An 18,862-nucleotide genomic window follows, 5' to 3' on the forward strand; every position below is an offset into this window, starting at 1 on the left:
GATGCTCCGAAACAATTACAAGATTGCGGTTTTGCTAGCCACATACAATGGCGGCAAGTACATCAGGGAACAGCTTGATTCTCTGTTCCAGCAATCTTGTAAACAGTTCCATTTGTATGTTCGTGATGACGGTTCCTCGGACGATACAATGAAAATCGTCGGGCAATTTCGCGAAATGTATCCAGACAGAGTTACGATTTTAAAAGACTCGCAAAAGCACAGGGGTGCGGCGAAGTCTTTTATGTACCTGCTGGAAAATGTGGATTCCGAGTATTACATGTTCTGCGACCAGGACGATATTTGGTTGCCGGAGAAAATCGAAAAGACATTTGCTCGGATGAAGGAAGCCGAGGGGACAGCGCCGGTTCTCGTTGCGACGGATTTGCGTGTGGTCGATGAACAGCTCTCCCCCATCAAAGAATCGTTCAACGAAGATTTGAAAATTGACGTTTTCCGCAAGCACCCAGAATTAATTTGCGTGCGCCACGTGGTCACTGGTTGCACGATGATGTTCAACCGCGCCGCCAAGGAAGTCTCACTCCCAATGTCTCCTCGCGCAACCATGCACGATGAATGGGTAGCCCTTTGCGTCCACTTTAAAGGCGGAGTCATCTCGATTCTCGATGACGCGACGATTCTTTACCGCCAACACACCAGCAACACGCTTGGTGCAGAGCAAGCTCGCAAAGGCTTTTTCGCACGCGCCATCGCACGCGCAGGGCAAAAACAGTTCTTCCAAGTCGCAAAATTGCTCCACAAGGATTTCGGATTATCGTACTTAAAGTTCTTGATGTACAAAATTTTGTATAGTTGGTTCTAGGTATGAGAAGAAGCATTTGCATGGCGACCTACAACGGCGCCAAATACATCAAGGAACAGCTGGACAGCATTATTCCGCAACTTAGGGAAGATGACGAGTTCATCGTTTCTGACGATGCATCAAAAGACGATACGTTGAAAATCGTCCAGAGCTACAACGACCCGCGAATCAAGATTTTCCACAACGAGAATCACGGCGTTGCGCACAATTTTGAAAACGCAATGAGACAGGCCACGGGCGACTTGATTTACTTTGCCGACCAGGATGACGTCTGGTTGCCGGGCAAACTCGACAAGATGGAAAAGTTCCTTACGGAAGGCGGCTACGACACGATTCTTTGCAACTGCTCGCTCGTCGATGCAAACTTGAACGTGATCAAGGAACGCCATTACGACGAAAAATGGCCGATGAAAAAATCGCTCTTGCGAAACATCATCAACAATTGCTGGCTTGGAGCTTGCATGTGCTTTACCAAGCAGGTGAAGGACGCTTGCATGCCGTTCCCGCCGAAAGTCGTCGCACACGATTTGTGGGTTTCGTATTACGCACAAAAGCATTTCAAGTGCGGCTACCAAGACGAAGTTTTGCAGCTTTACCGCCGTCACGAAAACACAGTCTCGTTCACGGGCGGCAAGAGCACGAACAGCCTTTACTTTAGAATCGCATACCGCGCTTACCTCGCGTGGCATATCCTTTGGCGTTAGGCGTTGAGCATGAAAATTTGCATCACACTCGCAACTTATAACGGCGAAAAGTATCTCGCGCAGATGCTTGATTCTTTGGTCGCGCAGACAAAACCTGCCGATGTTATAATTGCGGTGGATGACGGTTCCAAAGATTCTACATGCGAAATCTTGGAACGTTATAAAGACAAGCTCCCGCTAGAAATCACAAAGTTTGAAAAGAACAGAGGGCACCGCGCATCATTTTCAACGGCATTGGAAAAGGCTCGCGAATTGCTCGCTAACGACGATTTGATTTTCCTTGCCGATCAAGACGACATTTGGGCACCGAACAAGATCGAAGTCATGAGTCAAAAGATTGGCGACAATTCCATGATTTTTGGCGATGCCGAAATTATTGATGGAGATGGGGTCGTCACAGAATCATCGTGGCGAAAGAAAGCCGAAATTGTCGAACAACTGAGCCAGCAAGCGCTCCTCACCGGATACACGAATGTAACCGGTTGCATGGTCGCTTTCAAGGCAGGATTATTGAAAACCGCCCTCCCGATTCCGCAAGACGTGCCCGTACACGATCAATGGATTACGCTTTGCGCCACTGCAGAAAACGGCTATCGCGCTATCGCAGATAAAGTTATTCAATACCGCATTCATGAGAGCAATGCCATCGGCGAAGGCAACAAGACTTGGAGCGAAAAACTCCAGACGAATTTGCAGTGGGCAAAGGCTGTAAGAGGCTCGGACATTTTCGAGAAACTGCCAGACGAGAGTCGTCAATTCTTGAACAAGTTCATTCAGTTCTTGGAATTGCGCTTTAACCATGCGTTTTTATCGCCTCTATGGTTCCCGTGGATTGTCCGTAACGCGCGCAACATCTACCCGCAGGTTACAAGCGCCACCCAAATGATTGGACGAATTCTGTTTTCGTTCGTGGGCGTCTCGACCGCCAAAAAATTTTTCAATAAGAAATAAAAATCCTATGATTCACGAAATTGCACCGCACAAGCTGAATAACGAATTTAAGACCATTGAACCCAAGCCCACCGATTACTTGATTATTTTCAATGGCGAGCAAACGCTTTTCAAGAAAGCTGGTGAAGATGTTTACGAAATACCACGAGTGCGCGACTTCCCTAAATGCGAATGCCATTACTTGATTAGCATCGATGGTGACGCATATTTCTTGTGCAATTCGAACTTGCCGGAAATTCCGGAAGGCTACGAGTTCCGTGGGAACCGCACATTTCGCACACTCGAAAGCCATTTGGAACGCCTCGGAGGCGCCACGTCGGCACACATTGCTAAGTGGGAAAGTTTGAACAAGTTCTGTGGTAAATGCGGATGCCTCATGAAACGAGGAATCAAGGAACGCTCCATGATTTGTCCGAGCTGCAAGAACACAGTCTACCCCAAGATTTCGCCGGTCGTGATTGTCGCTGTTCGCAACGGCAATGAGCTTTTGATGGCTCGCAACTTGGACAATCCGGACAAGACGCGCATGTTCCTCATTTCTGGATTTGTAGAAATTGGAGAATCGCTTGAACAAGCGGTCAAGCGCGAAGTTCTTGAAGAAGCGGGCGTTCGCGTGAAGAATATCAAGTACTTTGGTAGCCAGCCGTGGCCGTTCTCGGAATCGCTCATCTCGGGCTACACCGCAGAACTTGACGGAGATCCAACCATTCACATGCAAGAGGCGGAACTCGCTTGCGCCACTTGGGTCAAACGCGAGGACATTCCCGAATACGATACGAGCGTGAGCATCAGCAGTTGCTTGATCGAGAACTTCCGCTCGGGATATACGATTAAGGAATAACGCAACGACAAGAAATTACTGGATCCTTCACCCTTACAGGGTTCAGGATGACAAGTACAGAGAAGCGCGGCTGAGAAGCCGCGCATTTTTTTCAGTTACTTTTCCGAAGCTTTATCGGCTTTCTTTTTCGATTTGCTCGGAGATGCTTTGGGCGTTGCTTCGGGCTTACTCGCGAGCACGACGTATAACGTATCGTGAATCACGACGGTATCACGCACGACAAGTGTATCGTGCACAAAGACCGTATCGCGAGCGCAAACAACATTTGCAGCACTGCTTGTGGGAACCGCAGAAGAAGAAATCGGCTTCGACGCACTCGAGCCTGCCGTATTCAGCAAAACACTAGAGCTAGACTGCGCAGCGCTCGAAAGAGCGGCACTTGATTGCGCGACGTTCACCCCAGACGGCATTTTCTCAATCACCGTAATCAGCGAATCACGGACATTGCGGAGGCTATCCAACTGCTTGCGGTAGCGCGTCTTATTGCCCGGACGGCGTTCTCTAGAATACTGAACTTCAATCTTATCGATTTGCGTTTCGACGCCCTTAAGTTCATCAAATATAGGACCTTCGCCTTGCACAGAACCACTCGGCGTAAAGAAGTTTACGAAACTATCAAAAAAGCCACGTTTTGAACCGCCCTCGCTCCACGCAATGTTCGTCGAAACAAGACAAACGAGCGCCACTACGCCACAAACAGATTTAAACTTGAAATTTTGCATATTTCAATAATAGAAAAAAAGAAGGCATACCTTTACAAGCCCCCTAATTTTACTAAATTAAGACTACCCATGCGGGAGTAGCTCAGTTGGTAGAGCGCGACCTTCCCAAGGTCGATGTCGAGGGTTCGAAACCCTTTTCCCGCTCGAAAAAAGAGAAACCACCTATCAGGTGGTTTTTCTTTTTTTATATGGTAAATGGAGGTTGAGAACCCGAGAAGAGGGTTCGACAAAATTCGGTCATGGACGAAGTCCGAAGAGCGAATTTTGGACTTATCGCGCAAGTTTGGTTCTTTTTCTTCAAAACATTCCAACTTGGAATATTCAAGTTTCGATACAATTTTCTTACACTCATTATTGACCTTCTCACCCAAAAAAAATGATTTTTCAATCATAATGCACTCAAGTGCCTAAACATTTCCTAAGAAGGAGGGGTAATCATGAATTACTCAAATACCCACAAATCTTCTGTGGAATTAACTCTCATATGCGCCTTAACCGCAGGTCTAGTCGCGTGTTCAGACTCTCCTAGTGGGGGGGGAACGAAAACTCCATTGCAGTCGAAGTGTCTGGCAAGACTGTCGGCGACACGTTGATGTTGGACATGATGGACAGCACCTACGATTTCAAGATCGTGGCTGACGGAAAATGGCGCATCGAGGATGAAACAGGATTTATTCAGTCGATTAGCAAAAAATCCGGTAGCAGCGATGCGACCGTTAAAATTCGTTTAACCACAAACGATTTGGACGAACGTTTTGTGGGCGATCTGCACATTGTGTTCCCTGAAGACACCTCCCTGAACAAGACCATTACCGTAGTGCAGAAGTATAGCGGCGACTACGATGATAATGCGGTGACTGAGCTGACGCAGAGTAACAAGGTTTATGCTATTGGCTATGGCTATAATGCCATTACTGGGGGCTATCCCGACTATGAAGCTATCAAGTGTGAAATTTTTGATGTCAAAAAATTGAATGAGGATGGAGGCGTTTCTATCGGGCCGACGAAGGCAAGCCTCAAGACTACAAGTATTACGGGGTCGACAATTTCCGATATAAGTTTCCAGTTGAGTTCCAAAGTTAATGTTGAGGGCGGAATAGCAGGCTTTTCGGGAGAAATCGGAGCCGCATTTGATATGAACACATCGAATAAGAGTAATTATGAATATGCATTGACCTATCTGGACCTTGCTGTAAAGACTGCGGGTTTTGATCTTCCTTTGGAATTGCTCAAGTCTGAAGAATATATGAAAAAATTCGCCTACAATTCCATTAATGGATTGAATACAAGTTACCCAAGTACTAATGAAGGGTTCAAAAAGCTGGTTCGTGATTTTGGAACCCATGTGGTATGGGGTTCGAGGCTTGGCGGGCGCATTCGTCAATCGATGACGGCAGATGTATCCAAGATTACATCCAAATACGATATCAGTGCTTTCGCCAAGGCTGCGTACAAGGGCGTTGTTGACGCGAGTGCCGAAGTGAGTACGGAAATGAAATCGAGCTTGGAACAAAACCTTTCGAATGTGAATATCGATATAGATGTTCTTGGGGGGGATGATGGTTTAGCGCTTAAATTGTCGGATTCCAAAATTCTGAATAATGAAGATGTGAACAAGTGGAAACAGTCTGTTTCAAAAAATACCGGCGCAGCAACTCTTATCGGTTTTTCGGATGGAGGCTTAATTCCACTTTATGAATTGATTGACGAAAGCCTTGGCGAAAAGGCCAAGGAACGTAAGCAAAAACTCAAAGATTATTTGAACGGTAAACAGGTCGCTTCTGATTTTGAGTATGGCTATGACTGTGGGACCGTGACCGAAATCGATGTACCGAAGATAGAAGACCTGGACACCAACACCTTGATTAAGGATATTTACTTGGGCGGACAACTGGTGGCGAAGGCCATGTTGGAATTTGTGCCGCTCCTGAACCTCAAAGAAAAAGTGATGGTTATTTACCCCGTCATCAACAACAAGGTCCGCTTTAACTTGGGCTTCTACATTGGCGACAAGGACCACAAGCCGGCCCGTGTCAGCTGGGATGGAACCGATGCCGCCATAGTCGAATATGAAAACATGAACTTCGGCGCGGCGAAGAAACTCTATATTCGAGGAGCTTCTGTGACGAGTGTAGCGCCTGAAGGCACGGAACATCATGCAGGCACGGTTGAAGACGCTTATTTAGCTTCGAAGATTTACGTTCCTAAAAAGTATCCTCCCAATAGTGAAAATGATTTAAGAGATGGCAAAGTTCAGAATCATAATTATCCCTTGGTTAAGGTTTTCAATCGTATTTGGCTCCGCGATAATTATGCTAGCACCATTGATAAAACAGGAAAAGAATATCAATATGTAGCTGTCGGTGAAGGAACTTTTAATGTTGGCCACGGTTTAGATAACAAGCCCATTCTCATTTACAAAGTCAAAGAGAAGGATAAATTTGTTCCATCAGGATGGAGTATTCCTACTAAGGAAGCATTCCAAGAAATTGAAAAAGTTTTTAAAAACAATAAGATTACTAACTTAGGTGCAGCCATGACGAGAAAGAGCGAATGCGACTCGAAGGATGTTAAAGGAAATATTTGCGGACTTGTTGGGTTAGGATTACGGAAAGATAAGAATGGCTATACGAGTTATTATGCAATAAATAATGGCCAGATCGGTGTGGAAGATGGTGCTAGCACCTTTAATATTTTGGAGGCGGCCGCATATGACGCGCTTATATTCTATCAGGAATAAAATGATTTATCAATAAATTTCACGTATAACAAAAAGTTCCCCCGCTTGGGGGAATATTTCTGCATATAGACTATTCTAAGTTGGAGCGTTGTTCGAGTTTTTTTTATTGAATTCATGTTGAAAAGAATTATTTTAAAATAAAGTATCCGTCAAAGAAGGAGAAAATCATGAGCTTTGCAAAAAGTTATAAATTCACGATGATCGCACTTGCTTTGTGTGCGGTCGGTTTCATTGCCTGCTCGGATTCGGACAGTTCTAGTGACGCAAACGGTGAAGACAACGTGCTCTCTATCAAATTGGGTGAGACGCCTGTCAACGGTGGCGTGCTGTTGCTTGGCAAGGGGGAGAGCTTCTATGAACTAAATCTGGAATCCAACGGTGAGTGGCGTATCGAAAATAATTCCACTTTTATCGATTCGGTCTTGCCGGAATCGGGTTTGGGTAATGCGGATGTGAAAATCCATGTGAAAAAGAATGATTCAGAGGGGCAGCGTAAGGGGGAATTACGTGTCGTTTTTCCCAAGGACACTAGTCTGAATACAGTCATTGATTTGAGGCAGATGTATAGCGGAGATTATGAAGATAATGACGCTTCTTTTGATTCTCTTGAAATGGGTGCGATTTTCGCTTGTAGTTTTATGGGACTGTTTAGCAAGGAGGCTGCGTTACAGTGCCTGACGGATGCGTTTGAGAAGAGTGAAAATTATAGGGTTGATCCCCGTGATGGTAAAATGTATAAATTGGAAAAAATCGGCTCGCAACTTTGGATGGCAGAGAATCTTCTGTATGAAACACCGAATAGCTATTGCTATGACGACAATGCGGATAATTGTAAAAAATATGGTCGACTTTACGAATGGGATGCGGCTATGGAGGCGTGCCCCAAAGGGTGGCACTTGCCGAGTAAGTACGAATGGAATGAATTATTTTATGGAATTGTAAAAAATAAGGGCAAGGCTCTCAAATCTACTTCAGACTGGCTGCGCGATGGAAACGGAAGTGATGACTACGGCCTTAACGTTTTGCCTGCAGGTTACAAGGATAGCGAGTATCGTTCCTTAGGTGATATAGCACGGTTCTGGACTTCGACAGATGATCACGGCTATACTGCGTTCTTGGTACGTATAGAAGCGCTTAAAGACGATGCCTATCTGAACGAAGAGGTAAAGTACAACGCAAACAGTGTTCGTTGTCTAAAGGATTAGTTTTTCAGAACAACAAAAATATTCCCTCGTTTGAGGGAATTTTTTTATCATTAAGGTAATGATGTTAAGGCTGTTTTTTGGATTCTTTCTACTATTTTCGCTGTATGCCTGTTCCAACAGCGAATCTGTTTTTGATGCTGTGCAAAATCGCCCGGGCATAGCGAACATTACGCTTGTGGCAAGCGTCAACGGCATTGGCGATAATAGCTATAATGACCAGATATTGGCAGGACTATTCCGGTTTAATGAAGATAGTGGAGTGCCCTTCCGTCTGCTGCAGCCGGAATCTATGGACGAGGCCGATTCACTTGTGCAGGCGTGGCTCAAGGAAAATGCCGACACGGATTCCTCGTTGCTTATCCTGGCGTCTTCGGCGTATGCCGGGTTGGCGCAAAAACTTGACATCCGTTTTTCGGGTGACGGGAACAAGGTCCTGTTGTTTGAGGCCGACTCGGCGGGCTTTCCGCAAGACGTTTATTCATTCTCGATTGACCGCTATGGCGCAAGTTACTTGTCGGGGGCAATTCTGGGCATAAATCCCTGCATGATTTTGGCGGCGGCACCTGGTTTTGCGAGCCTTGAAACATCGATTGATGGCTTTAGGAAGGGTTACGATGTGCATAAGACGATAGCAGATACTTTGGGGGTGGATTATCTTACTTACAATGAAAATGATGAAACGGCTTTTAACAACATTGAATTTGCCTACGTGGCTACTTTTTCGATAACGAATTATATTCTAGATGCGGATAGACCTTCGGCTATTTTTCCTTTGTTGGGGGGCGCTATCAAGGGCGTGCGTCGGGCCTTGATCGATTATCCGAATACGGGACACTTTATGATTGGGATGGATGTTGACCAAAGCGGCGTGTTGCCAAAGGTGCCGTTTACTTTGGTCATTGACATTAAGGGGATTGTTATTCGCTACTTGGAAGAATGGGCTTTGGGTAAGGATTGGCCTCGGTTCCGCTCTTTTGGCTTGGGTGACGGTGCCGCCTCGATTGTGTTTAACAAGAATTTTGACGATACGAAAGAGTTCGAAGCCCGCTATGAAAAGTATTATGACGAAGCGGTTCGCGAGGAGGCTCGCCATGCAAAGAAGTAAGCCTGCTCTGCTTTTGATATGGATGACGGTAGCAATACTTTGCCTTTGCGGCTGTTCTGATAATTCCGTCTCTGCCAAGACCGATACGAAAACGCGTAAAATCAGGGTCGCCGTCATGGCGAAATCTTCTGAAATGGTCCGTTGGAAACGCAGCGCCGAATGGGCTTTGGAAAATATGGAAAAAGCTCAGGACGGGCTAGACCAAAAGGTAAAACTGCAACTGGAATTTAAGAACCAGGATGATGCCGATATCGACGAGTATATGGAAAAGGTGGCTCACGATACGGACTATGCGGCCATTGTGGGGCCCACTCAATCGGACAAGGCGTACCGCATGGCGGAACTTTTGCGGAAAAGTGCGAAGCCGATTCTTTCGCCCAAGGCGTCGAATGTGGAATACCAGCGTTTTTTTGCCAACATGCCGAATTTGTGGAACTTGGTTGAAAACGACTTTATGCTGATAGAATCCGCTTTCTCGCATTTGGCTAGTTCTTTTGCGTCTATTTTTATGAATGAACTGAAACTTACACTTTTGGCTCCGTCAAGCGAGTTGAATGGCGGACTCGTAAGTTCTTATGTCGACTGGCTAGGTTTTATGGCCGAAGAATTCGGTCTTAAAATAGACAGAATCTTTTTGTACAATGACGAAACCGAACTGCGGAAGCTTACGCAGACTTATTTGGAACGAAGGAAGCCGTATAGCGTTTTGTTATTTGAACCCTATGATGACAAAATGGCCTTAGCCTTTGATGATGAATTGTATCAACAGGATGTCGCTTCTCAAGGTGGAATCCGAGTGGTGTGTTCGAATAATTTCGCTTCGGACTCTATCGTGAAAAAACTTCATTACGATTTTTACCGTGGCTTTGATTTGTACGCAAGGCCCGAGTCTGGGTTTGCGCAAGCATACCATGAACATTTTGGCGAAGACATTCTCAATGGCGAAGCGCATTTCTTTGATGCTCTGTATATTTTAGCGTATGCCACGACTTATTCCGTTTCGTCGGGCCTGGAATTGAATGAATCGATTAGAGCTGTGCTCGGAGGAAGGGACGGCACAGGCGGCGATTGGATGGTTGCCGGAATGCAGGAAAATTTCAAGTCGTTGCAGAACGGACGCTTGCCTGATTTGACGGGGGTATCGAGCTCTTGGACTTTCCTGGATAGGGACAACAGTGTGAGCGGTTCAGTGTATCGCGGGTGGAATATTGCTGACCATAAATATGTCACGAATGATTTTACCAGCAACGACGACTCGAAACATTCGATAAATCCAGAAGAAAATTGGCTGGATTTTTTCAAGGCCGATGTGGATACGAGCTTTTTCGAATATGCAGACTCGAATATTTCTTACAATGACGTTTCAAAACATTGGGCTCTTTTGGTTGCAGCCTCATCGGGCTGGGCAAATTACCGGTTTCAGGCGGACATCTTTGCCATTTACCAGAAACTCAAGAAGATGGGGTACGACGATGACCACATTATCGTGATTGCAGAAGATGACATTGCAAATCATCGTCGCAACCTGTATCCGGGGGAGCTGTTTATCCGTTTGGATGGAGACAATGTCTATGAAAAGGGTGTAGTTGATTACAAATTAAGTTCCGTAACGGCGTCTGACCTAGGAAATATATTAAGGGGAAATTCAAGTGATAAGTTGTCAAAGGTTCTCCGTGCAAAGTCGACCGACAATGTTTTTGTCTTTTGGAGTGGACACGGAATGCCGGGGTATTTGGAATATGGTAAAGACAAGGTTAGTTATGAGCAGATTGTTGCGCTGATAAAAGAAATTCCGCACCGCAAGGTGTTGGTTGCCGTGGAGGCCTGCTATAGTGGTGGACTTGGTGAAACGGCGGAAAAGGCGGATATTCCTGGTATCGTTTTTCTAACAGCGGCGTCGCCTTATGAAACGAGTAAGGCGGATGAACGAAACGAAGAAATGGGCGTATACTTGACGAATAGTTTTACCCGAGGTTTTACGAAGTTGCTTGATGAAACACCCGACGCAACGCTGAGGGACATGTATGTCGAAATCGCAAGTAAGATTTCGGGTTCGCACGTGCAGTTGTACAACGTGAACCATTATGGAAATATCTACAAAGAAACGATAGGTGAATTTTTTGTAATAAAATAAAAACGCAAGCTTGGTTCTTTTTATTTTACGGTTCCAAATAATAATCCGGGCGAATACCGAGAGCCTTTTCGTCAGCTTCTAATTCTGCGGCAGGAACATTTCGACCGACAACGAGCGCCGAATCAAATCCCGCAATTTTCGCGCCATACACGTCTGTTCCAAGCGTATCGCCAATCATCAGCACGCGAGAGCCCACCGGAAGCGAAGCTTTGACACGCTCCCAAATCTGCGGGAAAGGCTTGCCCAAGTAATAGGTTTCACAACCCACGCCCCCATTAGCGTCGCACATGGAATCACGGCGCAAACGTTCCGAGAGTGCGCCCGAAACAGGCTCGCGTTCAGTCTCGCCATTTTCATCAGGGGCTTTCGGAGCCCAAGCATCCGAATTCAGCACGAGAAGGATTGCACCCGGTTTCTGCAAAATCTTGACCGCGCGCACATAAGTTTCTGGCGTGTCTTTCGCAGACGAAATTGCCACAATCGGCTCGGCAGGTTCTGCATCCATTGCAACTGCGGTAATTCCACAAGCTTTCAAAACATTCCTGCCCGATTCACGGCCGATGTAATAGACTTCGCGCAATTCAAGCGGTTTCGAGGAAGTTCCACCCGCGGTTTCGTTCACAATTCCGGCAGCCGCATTTGTCGCGACACCCGAACGCAACTGTTCCACGAGTTTCGGTAGCAAGCTTCCCGACGAAATCGTTTCTTCCGTCGAAAAGTCAAAGCCACGCTTTTCCGCAGCACGAGCCAAAACGCCGTCCACATCGGAAGCGGCATTTGTCACTAGGCGAAGGATTTTACCCGCATGGCGGAGCGACTGAAACCAATCCATCGCACCGGGGTAAACAAATCTATCACGATTGTAGAGGGTGCCGTAGCCGTCAAAACAAAACGCATCGTAGTGGTCCAACAAATCCGCCATGTGAACATGGCGAGGGACTGCACAGGAATAGCTCTGGATCCTATCGGGCAGAGCCCTCCAGGATGGCAATTCAGTTTTGCAAAGAAATGGAGATCCCGGAACTAGTCCGGGATGACATTTAAAGGAGCATGCCTTTTGCGATTCAATAATTTGCTTGTAACGCAGGTAGATTTCTGTTTCGAATTTATCCATAGCGATTATGCGTCGCTACGGAGGATGCCGTAATCGCGACCTTCCACGGGAATCACGAGCTGTAACTTCGAAAGCGTATCGATATGCTTTTCAAAGACGACCTTGAAATCTTCGCCAAGTTCTTCTTCGTCATCGTGATCGAGATTGTAAGCAACGTAGCTGCCATCCGCAAAAATCGATATGCAGCAATCCCACGTGATATCGCCTTCCTGCGGTTCTTCGTCATCGGCACGGTCCTTGCTTTCGAGCATCAGAATCGGGCGCGGTGCAGGAATAGGTTCCGCATGTCCATTTTCAAAAATAAAGTAATTGCGGCCAATGAGTTCGTGTTCAAGAGCCATCGTACTCGGAACGCGAGCAAACTCACCACGCAAGCGATTAATGTTTCCGAGGTCGTCTTCATACGGGTCCTGAAAATCTTCGGGCAAAACAATCTGATAATAGTCAAATTGCTTTCCGCTAGAGGCATAGTTGTCCTGCCATGACTGCGGCGGTTCAGGGCGGATTGTCAAGAAGTCTTCGAAGGCATCCAGAATATCGTTCAAACGGGAATCCCAAGGTTTTTCCTTGAGTTCTTGAACCATTTCCATGAAATTCTTGAGGCTTTCTTCGCCCGTGATAGACTTCAATTCATCTTCATTTTCTGCCATATCAGACCTCTGTATTTACGGTATAAATGTAGAAAAGTATCTACGATCCAAAACTAGACTTCACTGGATCCTATCGGTCGCTTGCGCACCCTCCAGGATGACGAATTCTAAATAAAAGGCGATGCCGTCCCCATTCGCGGATCATGACCACATAAGAACTAGTTGCATTCAAGGCGAGTGTCGCGACAGGCTGCTTGCAGACTGTCATGATTGAGCCGAAGATGCTGACGCAAAGCGTCAAAGTTCTAAGTGGTCAAAGAGAACGGAGTCCGGCATGACAATGCGAACTTACCACTCTTCCACGGTTTTCACCGTGAGGCTCATGGCAATGTCTTTCTCGTAGTACGCAGGTTCGTTGATGAAAATCGGATAGACCGAGCGGCCATCCGGTTCGCCCTCGAACAAGATGTCCTTGCCATCAAACGTACGGAAAAGCTTGTCGCCTTGTCTGAGTTCGCGGTAATCGTGACCATCCAATTCCGGGTGGATCATCGCCTGTATAGCGCCACCGCCCTGCGGCTTCGGGTAGCCCAAGTCTCGCAGCTGCGTATAAACTTCAACCTTAATCGGAGCGCGCTTTTGCAACTCTCCACGGTTCCATTCCTCAGCAAGTTCCAAATAACGTTTCACAAGCTTTTCGGAACGTTCAAAAATAGCGGCGTTCAGCGTTCCATGCTGTTGCGGACCAATTTCAATGCACACGTCCGCCTTGGCAACCGTTCCAAAGTACGGCGAAGCGCTACGTTCTTCGGGCTGGTAATAAATCCAGGCGTCCTCGAATTCTTGCGTGAGCACGGCCGAAGCCTTCATCGTAAACGGATCACGTGTCGAAAGAATCAGGCAATAGCCCATGTTCGAACCCGTGTTATGCACGTCCAAAATCAAGTCCGTGCGCGTATTTTCGCCCTTGGGCCCATAAACCTTATTGAGTTCACGAGCACGGCGGAATTCGTAGTGCACAGGCTCCACAGACATATCCAAGCAAGTCTGAGCAAATGCGCGATTCAAGTCATGGTCACGGTAACGGCGATTCAGGCGAACCGCCTCCGGATTTGCAAGCACAACATCAACCGTTGCCGATTTACAAAGCGTATTATAACATTCAGGATGAGCCTTCCACTTTTCGACCAGGCTCACGCCCGTGCGTTCGTTGCCATGCGTTCCACCGGCAACGACAATTGTGTTGATTTTACTCATAAATCATCCTTATTTCTTTTCACCTTTTTTCCTGAGCCAGGAGCCACAAAGATACATCGAGAAGATGACACTTGTCACGAGGAACATGAAGATTCCCATGCAAGCGAGGTGCCCAATGCCCTGCAAGCCGCGATGCGTCGTAAAGAGGAAGCCGACAAAGCCTGCAATCGTAGTCAAGGAGCTTGCCATCACGTTACGACCCGTCGTGTCAAAGAGCTGACGAAGGGTCATCCCTTCATTGGATTTCGAACACCAAGACGTAATGAAGTGGATTGTCGCATCAATGCCAATACCCAGCGTCATCGGAATCACAATCACGTTGTAGATGCTGATTTTTCCAAATTCAAAGAAGTACGTGAGCGCACCCAAAAGTCCAAGCGTGAGAAGCGCCCCCATGCCAAACGAGACACCTCCCGCCAAGAACATCGAAGGTTTGCGGAACGAAACAATCAACGTGAGGAAAATGACAAGCACAATGACCGAAGCCAGGTTAAAGCTGTCCGCCTTCACCGATTCAATCACGTCCGAAAGGATGAACTGCGACGAGAACGTGCGCAAGCGTTCGCCATCAAAGTTCCAGTTGCCATAGCGTTCCTGGAAGCGGTGCAACGCATGGGCATCCCAGCTCGGGAAGTCACCGTAAATAAAGCCAATCTTACCGTAAGAGCCATCCTTTTCGCGGAGCAAGTCGAGCGTCCATGCCGGGACATCTTCGGCGGCAAACGGCTTTTCAACTTGAGCAAGTTTGCGGAGCGTCGAGACGTTTGCGGAATCGTCGCCTTCGGCCTTGTCAAAGACTCTCGCTTCGACCAAGTCACGAATTTCTTCGATAACTTCAAGGCGCTTTTCCTGGGAATCCGCAGGCGGCACAAAGCTCTTGAGCGTAAGGAAACTGCCTAACAGCGGATCCTTTTCGTCATGGAGTCGAACCATCAACGTGTCATAAAGCTTATCAAGCTGTTCGGCCTTGGAGCCCATCACAGCTGCAGGAGTCGAAGTCACAGCACGGTTTGTCGCGCGAGTGACCTTGGTCGAAATTTTCTGTTCTGCGGCAGGAACAACCTTATCCGTATGCACACGGCGCAAATTCTTCAAGTTGTGTTCAAAATCCACATGTGGTGCAAACCAGAGCGCTACGGCACCGAGCACAAAGCCAATCAAAGCGGCATGCTTGAAGAAACTGAAAATGCGCTGTTCGCTCCAGGAATCCGGCAACAGAGACTTCTGCGGAGCCGCAGGAATACCGCCCATGCAAGCGACAAAGACCGGCAAAACGAGGACGGACGTCATCATACTGAAGAGCACACCCATCGATGCCACAATGCCGAATTCATAGAAGCCACGGAAGTGTGCGACCAAGAGCGTGAGGAACGCGGCAATCGTCGTGAAGCTCGCCAAAATAAACGGCTTGAGCATCTTGCGCTGCGTTTCTTCGAGAACTTCTTCAAGAGAACTGTACTTGTTCAAAAGTTTCTGCGCATTGCCCAAAATGTGAATAGAATAGTCAATGCCGATACCCAAAATAATCGATGCGACAAACACCGTAAACGGATTCAACTTGCCATAGAAAAGTGCGGTAAAAGCAAGCGTCGGGAGGCAAGCGTAAAGCACAGAGCCGGTCACGAGAATCGGGCCCTTCACACTCCTGAAGAAGAATGCGGTCAAGAGGAAAATCAAGACAAGGCTAATGCCGAACGAGAAGATACTGTCGTTTGCAACTTCATCAACTTCCTTCAAGCCTTCGTAAGTGCCTTCCACCGTAAAGCGAGTCGGCACCGGGTATTGCTTGCTACGGAAAAACGCCAAAAGCTCATCAGTCTTTGCCAAAATTTTCGTCACAAATTCATAGTCCGTCGAGGGCTTAATCAACTTTGCGTTCACAACCGCGTTAAAGAGAATCTTGCCCGTGCTATCGGGTTCCGGACTACCAATCAAGCGATTCTTCAAACTATCCGGAAGGTAAGCCTTCGGGTTCCATTCCTTTTTACCCGTTTCGGTTTCAGCAGGAGTATTTTTCTTGAAGAACGCATCGAATGCACTTACCGCTTCTTCGGGGAGACCGAGTTCCATCGGCAAATTTGCATCGAACCAGACGCGTTCCTTTTTCGAAGTAGCTTCGCCGTTTGCAGAACTAGCAGAATCCGTCGGACCATCGCCGAGCAAGTCGACAACGAGCGGACCATTTTTGCGTCCAATTTCAAGCTGCAGATCTTCAAGATTATCGCGGATGTTTTCAAGGTGCTTGACCGGGAGGTACAAAAGCGCATTGTCCTTGAAGAACTGGTTATCGTTATCCACCTGCGTCGAGACAAAATCGCCCTGCCAGTTTTTGTGGATGTAATCCTGAATGGAATCCTGCAAAGCGGCGGCAAGTTCCACGCTTTCGCTCTGGATGGCAATCATGAATCGGTCGGTACTGCCGAAACGCTCATACGATTCTTCAAGCGCCTTAACGCTCGGCGTATCTTCGGGCAAGAGGTGCGAAAGGTCAGCGTCGAGTTTCAACCCCGGCTTCACGAGAATCGGAAACGCGAGGAGGAGCGCTAAGAAGAAATAGAAGGTAAGAGCCTTATACTTATTTTTGCAAATGAGTGGAATGTACCACTGTGAGAATTTTTCAGCAAACGACTTTTTCGTATTCATGCGTAGAAATATATTAATAATCTTACAACATACGCACATCGCCATCGGCAAATTCCGACGAACTGCCTAAAAACAGGACTAGTGGGGCAGCATATTGTCGTTACGCAAAAGCGAACGCAAAACTTTGCTTGCACCAACGGCATGCGCCTTCCACTTAAGCGACAAGGAATCCGAAACATGCTCAAAAGAGCCGTTTTTCCCTTTATACACTTCATCGGATTCTAAGCCTCCCGTCAACACGGAATCGCGGAAACCGAGATAATAGGCGTTCTGCGTGTAAAATAGCGCAGGCTGTTCTGCCGGGCGTTTTTCGGTAAGCAAGTCGTAACCCCAAAAATGGCTCGGAGCGCGAACTTGAGCCAAATCGAAAATCGTAGGGCCAATATCCAGCTGAGACGCCACATCTTCACGAATTTCAAGACCTTTAAAGAGGTTTGTGTCTGCAGAGAAAATCCCCATAAAAATCTGCGCCGCAGAAACACCAAGCGGTTGAGGAACCTTATAGTCAATGGAATCCACAGGTGTATCGTGGTCACCAACAACAAATACCACCGTCCGGTCAAAATCAGGCCTTGCATAAAGCGCTTCGAAGAATCGACCCATCTGTTCATCCGTATAACGTAAAGCATTCTTGAAACGCACCATCGCGTCTTCGGGCTTGGCAGCGTAACTATCCGGGTAGCCGTAGAACGGAATGTGGGTCGCTATCGTATTTGCCGCCAAGAACCAAGCGCTATCCGTCGGCATTGTCTTAAGCATTTCTATGGCGAGATCCATCCCAATGCTATCCGAGGTTCCGATGATTTTCGGGTCTTCTGCCACGCGCCAATTGCCACCATAGAAGCGTTCCACGAAAGGCAAGGTGTGGTCAAACACTGGATTTGATACCGTCATGTACGCACGATGATAATTTGTCAGATATTCCTGGAAACCCTTGAAATGATTCGAGGCATAGAACGCAGGCACATCGCGGTTCGGGTGTGACGGGAATCCGAGATAAGCCGAAGTCGTGCCGCGAACCGTAGGATAGCTTCCGCTGAACGCATTCTTGAACCAGAATCCACCGACATTTGCCATTTTCCACAAGTTCGGAGCAAGCGCCGTATCGCCTTCGAGCATTTGATTCAGCACGCGGCCTTTATAGGATTCACCGAATATAAAGACGATGTTATACGGACGCGTTGCCTTGTATTCGTGTGTCGGAGCTTTACGATATCCAGGGTAGTTTTTATCCGAGCGAGCCCCTGCGAAATCCGCCGGCAAAAATGCATCGAGATCATGGACAAGTTCATCGGTAATAGAATAGCCATCACGGAAAAATTCAAACGTTTCAAGCCCTGCAATATGCAGCACCGGAGCCGTAAGCGTGTATTTACCAAGCGTAAAACGCCAATCGATTTGAAACGGGAAATTCGTAACGCCACGAGCGCCAATAATGAACAAAAGCAACGGAATCAGCGAAAGCGTCAATCCCGAAGAGAGCATCGTGACTGCAATTCTCTTGTTCGGCTTTTGTGCAATCGCAATTTGAGCCATCGTCATGCGCTTTTGACGCATGGAATACGTCACACAAAATGCGATGCCACCCGCCAAAATGAGGAAAATAAGTCCAACCCACAAAACCGTTCCAAAACCATCGCCACCAAGCGTCGAGACCGTCGTAGCATCGGTGATATTGGAAATATGGAAATAGGTACGGATAAACGAATACGAAAGGCGTTGGTGATTAAAGCGGAAGACCTCGTAATCGGCGATTGCAAAGAAAAAGTAAAATACGTAAAATACGGCAAGCGCCCGAGGGCTTTTCAAGAACGTGAAGATGGAAGACATCACGAGAATTGCGCCATACGCCATGAAAATTTGCCAAATGGTCTTGCCCGCAAACATTTCGGACATCGAAAGCCCAAGCGGATCCGGCAACGCATAGAACAGGACAAGCATAACCGTCTGCAACAAAAAAGCCACAGACGTAATCAAGATAAACGGATTTTTGAAAAGCTGTTTAATCATCATACCAACGCAGAAAAATTCACATA

The 18,862-nt window shown here is 47.1% G+C and carries 15 protein-coding genes and 1 tRNA gene; 9 read left to right on the forward strand and 7 right to left on the reverse strand.

Going from position 1 to position 18,862, the window contains the following annotated elements; all coding sequences use genetic code 11:
• Window position 1 precedes the first annotated feature (1 nt).
• From B9Y77_RS05945 to nudC, 4 genes are read left to right on the forward strand one after another with little or no spacing between them, the layout of a single operon-like run.
• Window positions 2-820 carry a glycosyltransferase family 2 protein gene (locus tag B9Y77_RS05945; RefSeq protein WP_085490828.1) on the forward strand — a complete coding sequence of 273 codons (819 nt, stop codon included), beginning with the start codon at window positions 2-4 and terminating at the stop codon, window positions 818-820.
• Window positions 821-822: 2 nt separating this feature from the next.
• On the forward strand, window positions 823-1,524 hold the full coding sequence (locus B9Y77_RS05950; protein WP_254899936.1) for a glycosyltransferase: 702 nt from the start codon (window positions 823-825) through the stop codon (window positions 1,522-1,524).
• 9 nt (window positions 1,525-1,533) lie between these two features.
• Window positions 1,534-2,475, forward strand: coding sequence for a glycosyltransferase (locus B9Y77_RS05955; protein WP_085490830.1), 942 nt, complete (start codon window positions 1,534-1,536; stop codon window positions 2,473-2,475).
• 7 nt (window positions 2,476-2,482) lie between these two features.
• The gene (nudC, locus tag B9Y77_RS05960) at window positions 2,483-3,316 is read left to right on the forward strand and encodes an NAD(+) diphosphatase (protein WP_085490831.1); all 834 of its coding nucleotides are present in this window, start codon (window positions 2,483-2,485) and stop codon (window positions 3,314-3,316) included.
• Between the two features lie 95 nt (window positions 3,317-3,411).
• On the opposite strand, the gene B9Y77_RS05965 is transcribed toward nudC, so the two are convergent.
• Window positions 3,412-4,038 carry a hypothetical protein gene (locus B9Y77_RS05965; protein WP_073423233.1) on the reverse strand — a complete coding sequence of 209 codons (627 nt, stop codon included), beginning with the start codon at window positions 4,036-4,038 and terminating at the stop codon, window positions 3,412-3,414.
• A gap of 71 nt (window positions 4,039-4,109) precedes the next feature.
• On the opposite strand from B9Y77_RS05965, the gene B9Y77_RS05970 reads away from it, so the two are divergent.
• The 5 genes from B9Y77_RS05970 to B9Y77_RS05985 all read left to right on the forward strand — a co-directional run bounded on the left by B9Y77_RS05970 (window position 4,110) and on the right by B9Y77_RS05985 (window position 11,222).
• A tRNA-Gly gene (locus tag B9Y77_RS05970) sits at window positions 4,110-4,182 on the forward strand.
• A gap of 418 nt (window positions 4,183-4,600) precedes the next feature.
• On the forward strand, window positions 4,601-6,778 hold the full coding sequence (locus tag B9Y77_RS05975; RefSeq protein ID WP_085490832.1) for an MAC/perforin domain-containing protein: 2,178 nt from the start codon (window positions 4,601-4,603) through the stop codon (window positions 6,776-6,778).
• A 167-nt stretch (window positions 6,779-6,945) separates the two neighbouring features.
• Entirely contained in the window at window positions 6,946-7,983 is a 1,038-nt protein-coding gene (locus B9Y77_RS05980; protein WP_083555456.1) for an FISUMP domain-containing protein, read from the forward strand.
• A 58-nt stretch (window positions 7,984-8,041) separates the two neighbouring features.
• Entirely contained in the window at window positions 8,042-9,088 is a 1,047-nt protein-coding gene (locus tag B9Y77_RS15925; RefSeq protein WP_158212992.1) for a type 1 periplasmic-binding domain-containing protein, read from the forward strand.
• Window positions 9,075-11,222: a C13 family peptidase gene (locus tag B9Y77_RS05985; RefSeq protein ID WP_176221715.1), complete on the forward strand. Its 2,148-nt coding sequence runs from the start codon at window positions 9,075-9,077 to the stop codon at window positions 11,220-11,222. Before B9Y77_RS15925 ends, B9Y77_RS05985 begins: the two co-directional genes overlap by 14 nt.
• A gap of 25 nt (window positions 11,223-11,247) precedes the next feature.
• On the opposite strand, the gene B9Y77_RS05990 is transcribed toward B9Y77_RS05985, so the two are convergent.
• The 6 genes from B9Y77_RS05990 to B9Y77_RS06010 form a co-directional block, all read right to left on the reverse strand.
• The gene (locus tag B9Y77_RS05990; protein WP_073423237.1) at window positions 11,248-12,336 is read right to left on the reverse strand and encodes an HAD-IIA family hydrolase; all 1,089 of its coding nucleotides are present in this window, start codon (window positions 12,334-12,336) and stop codon (window positions 11,248-11,250) included.
• A gap of 5 nt (window positions 12,337-12,341) precedes the next feature.
• Complete coding sequence (locus tag B9Y77_RS05995) at window positions 12,342-12,986, reverse strand: hypothetical protein (RefSeq protein WP_085490834.1); 645 nt, start codon at window positions 12,984-12,986, stop codon at window positions 12,342-12,344.
• A gap of 70 nt (window positions 12,987-13,056) precedes the next feature.
• A complete protein-coding gene (locus B9Y77_RS15930; protein WP_159462285.1) occupies window positions 13,057-13,194 on the reverse strand; it encodes a hypothetical protein in 138 nt (45 codons plus the stop codon).
• A gap of 80 nt (window positions 13,195-13,274) precedes the next feature.
• Complete coding sequence (locus B9Y77_RS06000) at window positions 13,275-14,183, reverse strand: aspartoacylase (protein WP_085490835.1); 909 nt, start codon at window positions 14,181-14,183, stop codon at window positions 13,275-13,277.
• 9 nt (window positions 14,184-14,192) lie between these two features.
• Window positions 14,193-16,826: an efflux RND transporter permease subunit gene (locus B9Y77_RS06005; RefSeq protein ID WP_085490836.1), complete on the reverse strand. Its 2,634-nt coding sequence runs from the start codon at window positions 16,824-16,826 to the stop codon at window positions 14,193-14,195.
• A 78-nt stretch (window positions 16,827-16,904) separates the two neighbouring features.
• On the reverse strand, window positions 16,905-18,839 hold the full coding sequence (locus tag B9Y77_RS06010; RefSeq protein WP_254899937.1) for an LTA synthase family protein: 1,935 nt from the start codon (window positions 18,837-18,839) through the stop codon (window positions 16,905-16,907).
• Between the last annotated feature and the right edge of the window lie 23 nt (window positions 18,840-18,862).

Source organism: Fibrobacter sp. UWB13 (assembly GCF_900177805.1).
Lineage (GTDB): Bacteria > Fibrobacterota > Fibrobacteria > Fibrobacterales > Fibrobacteraceae > Fibrobacter.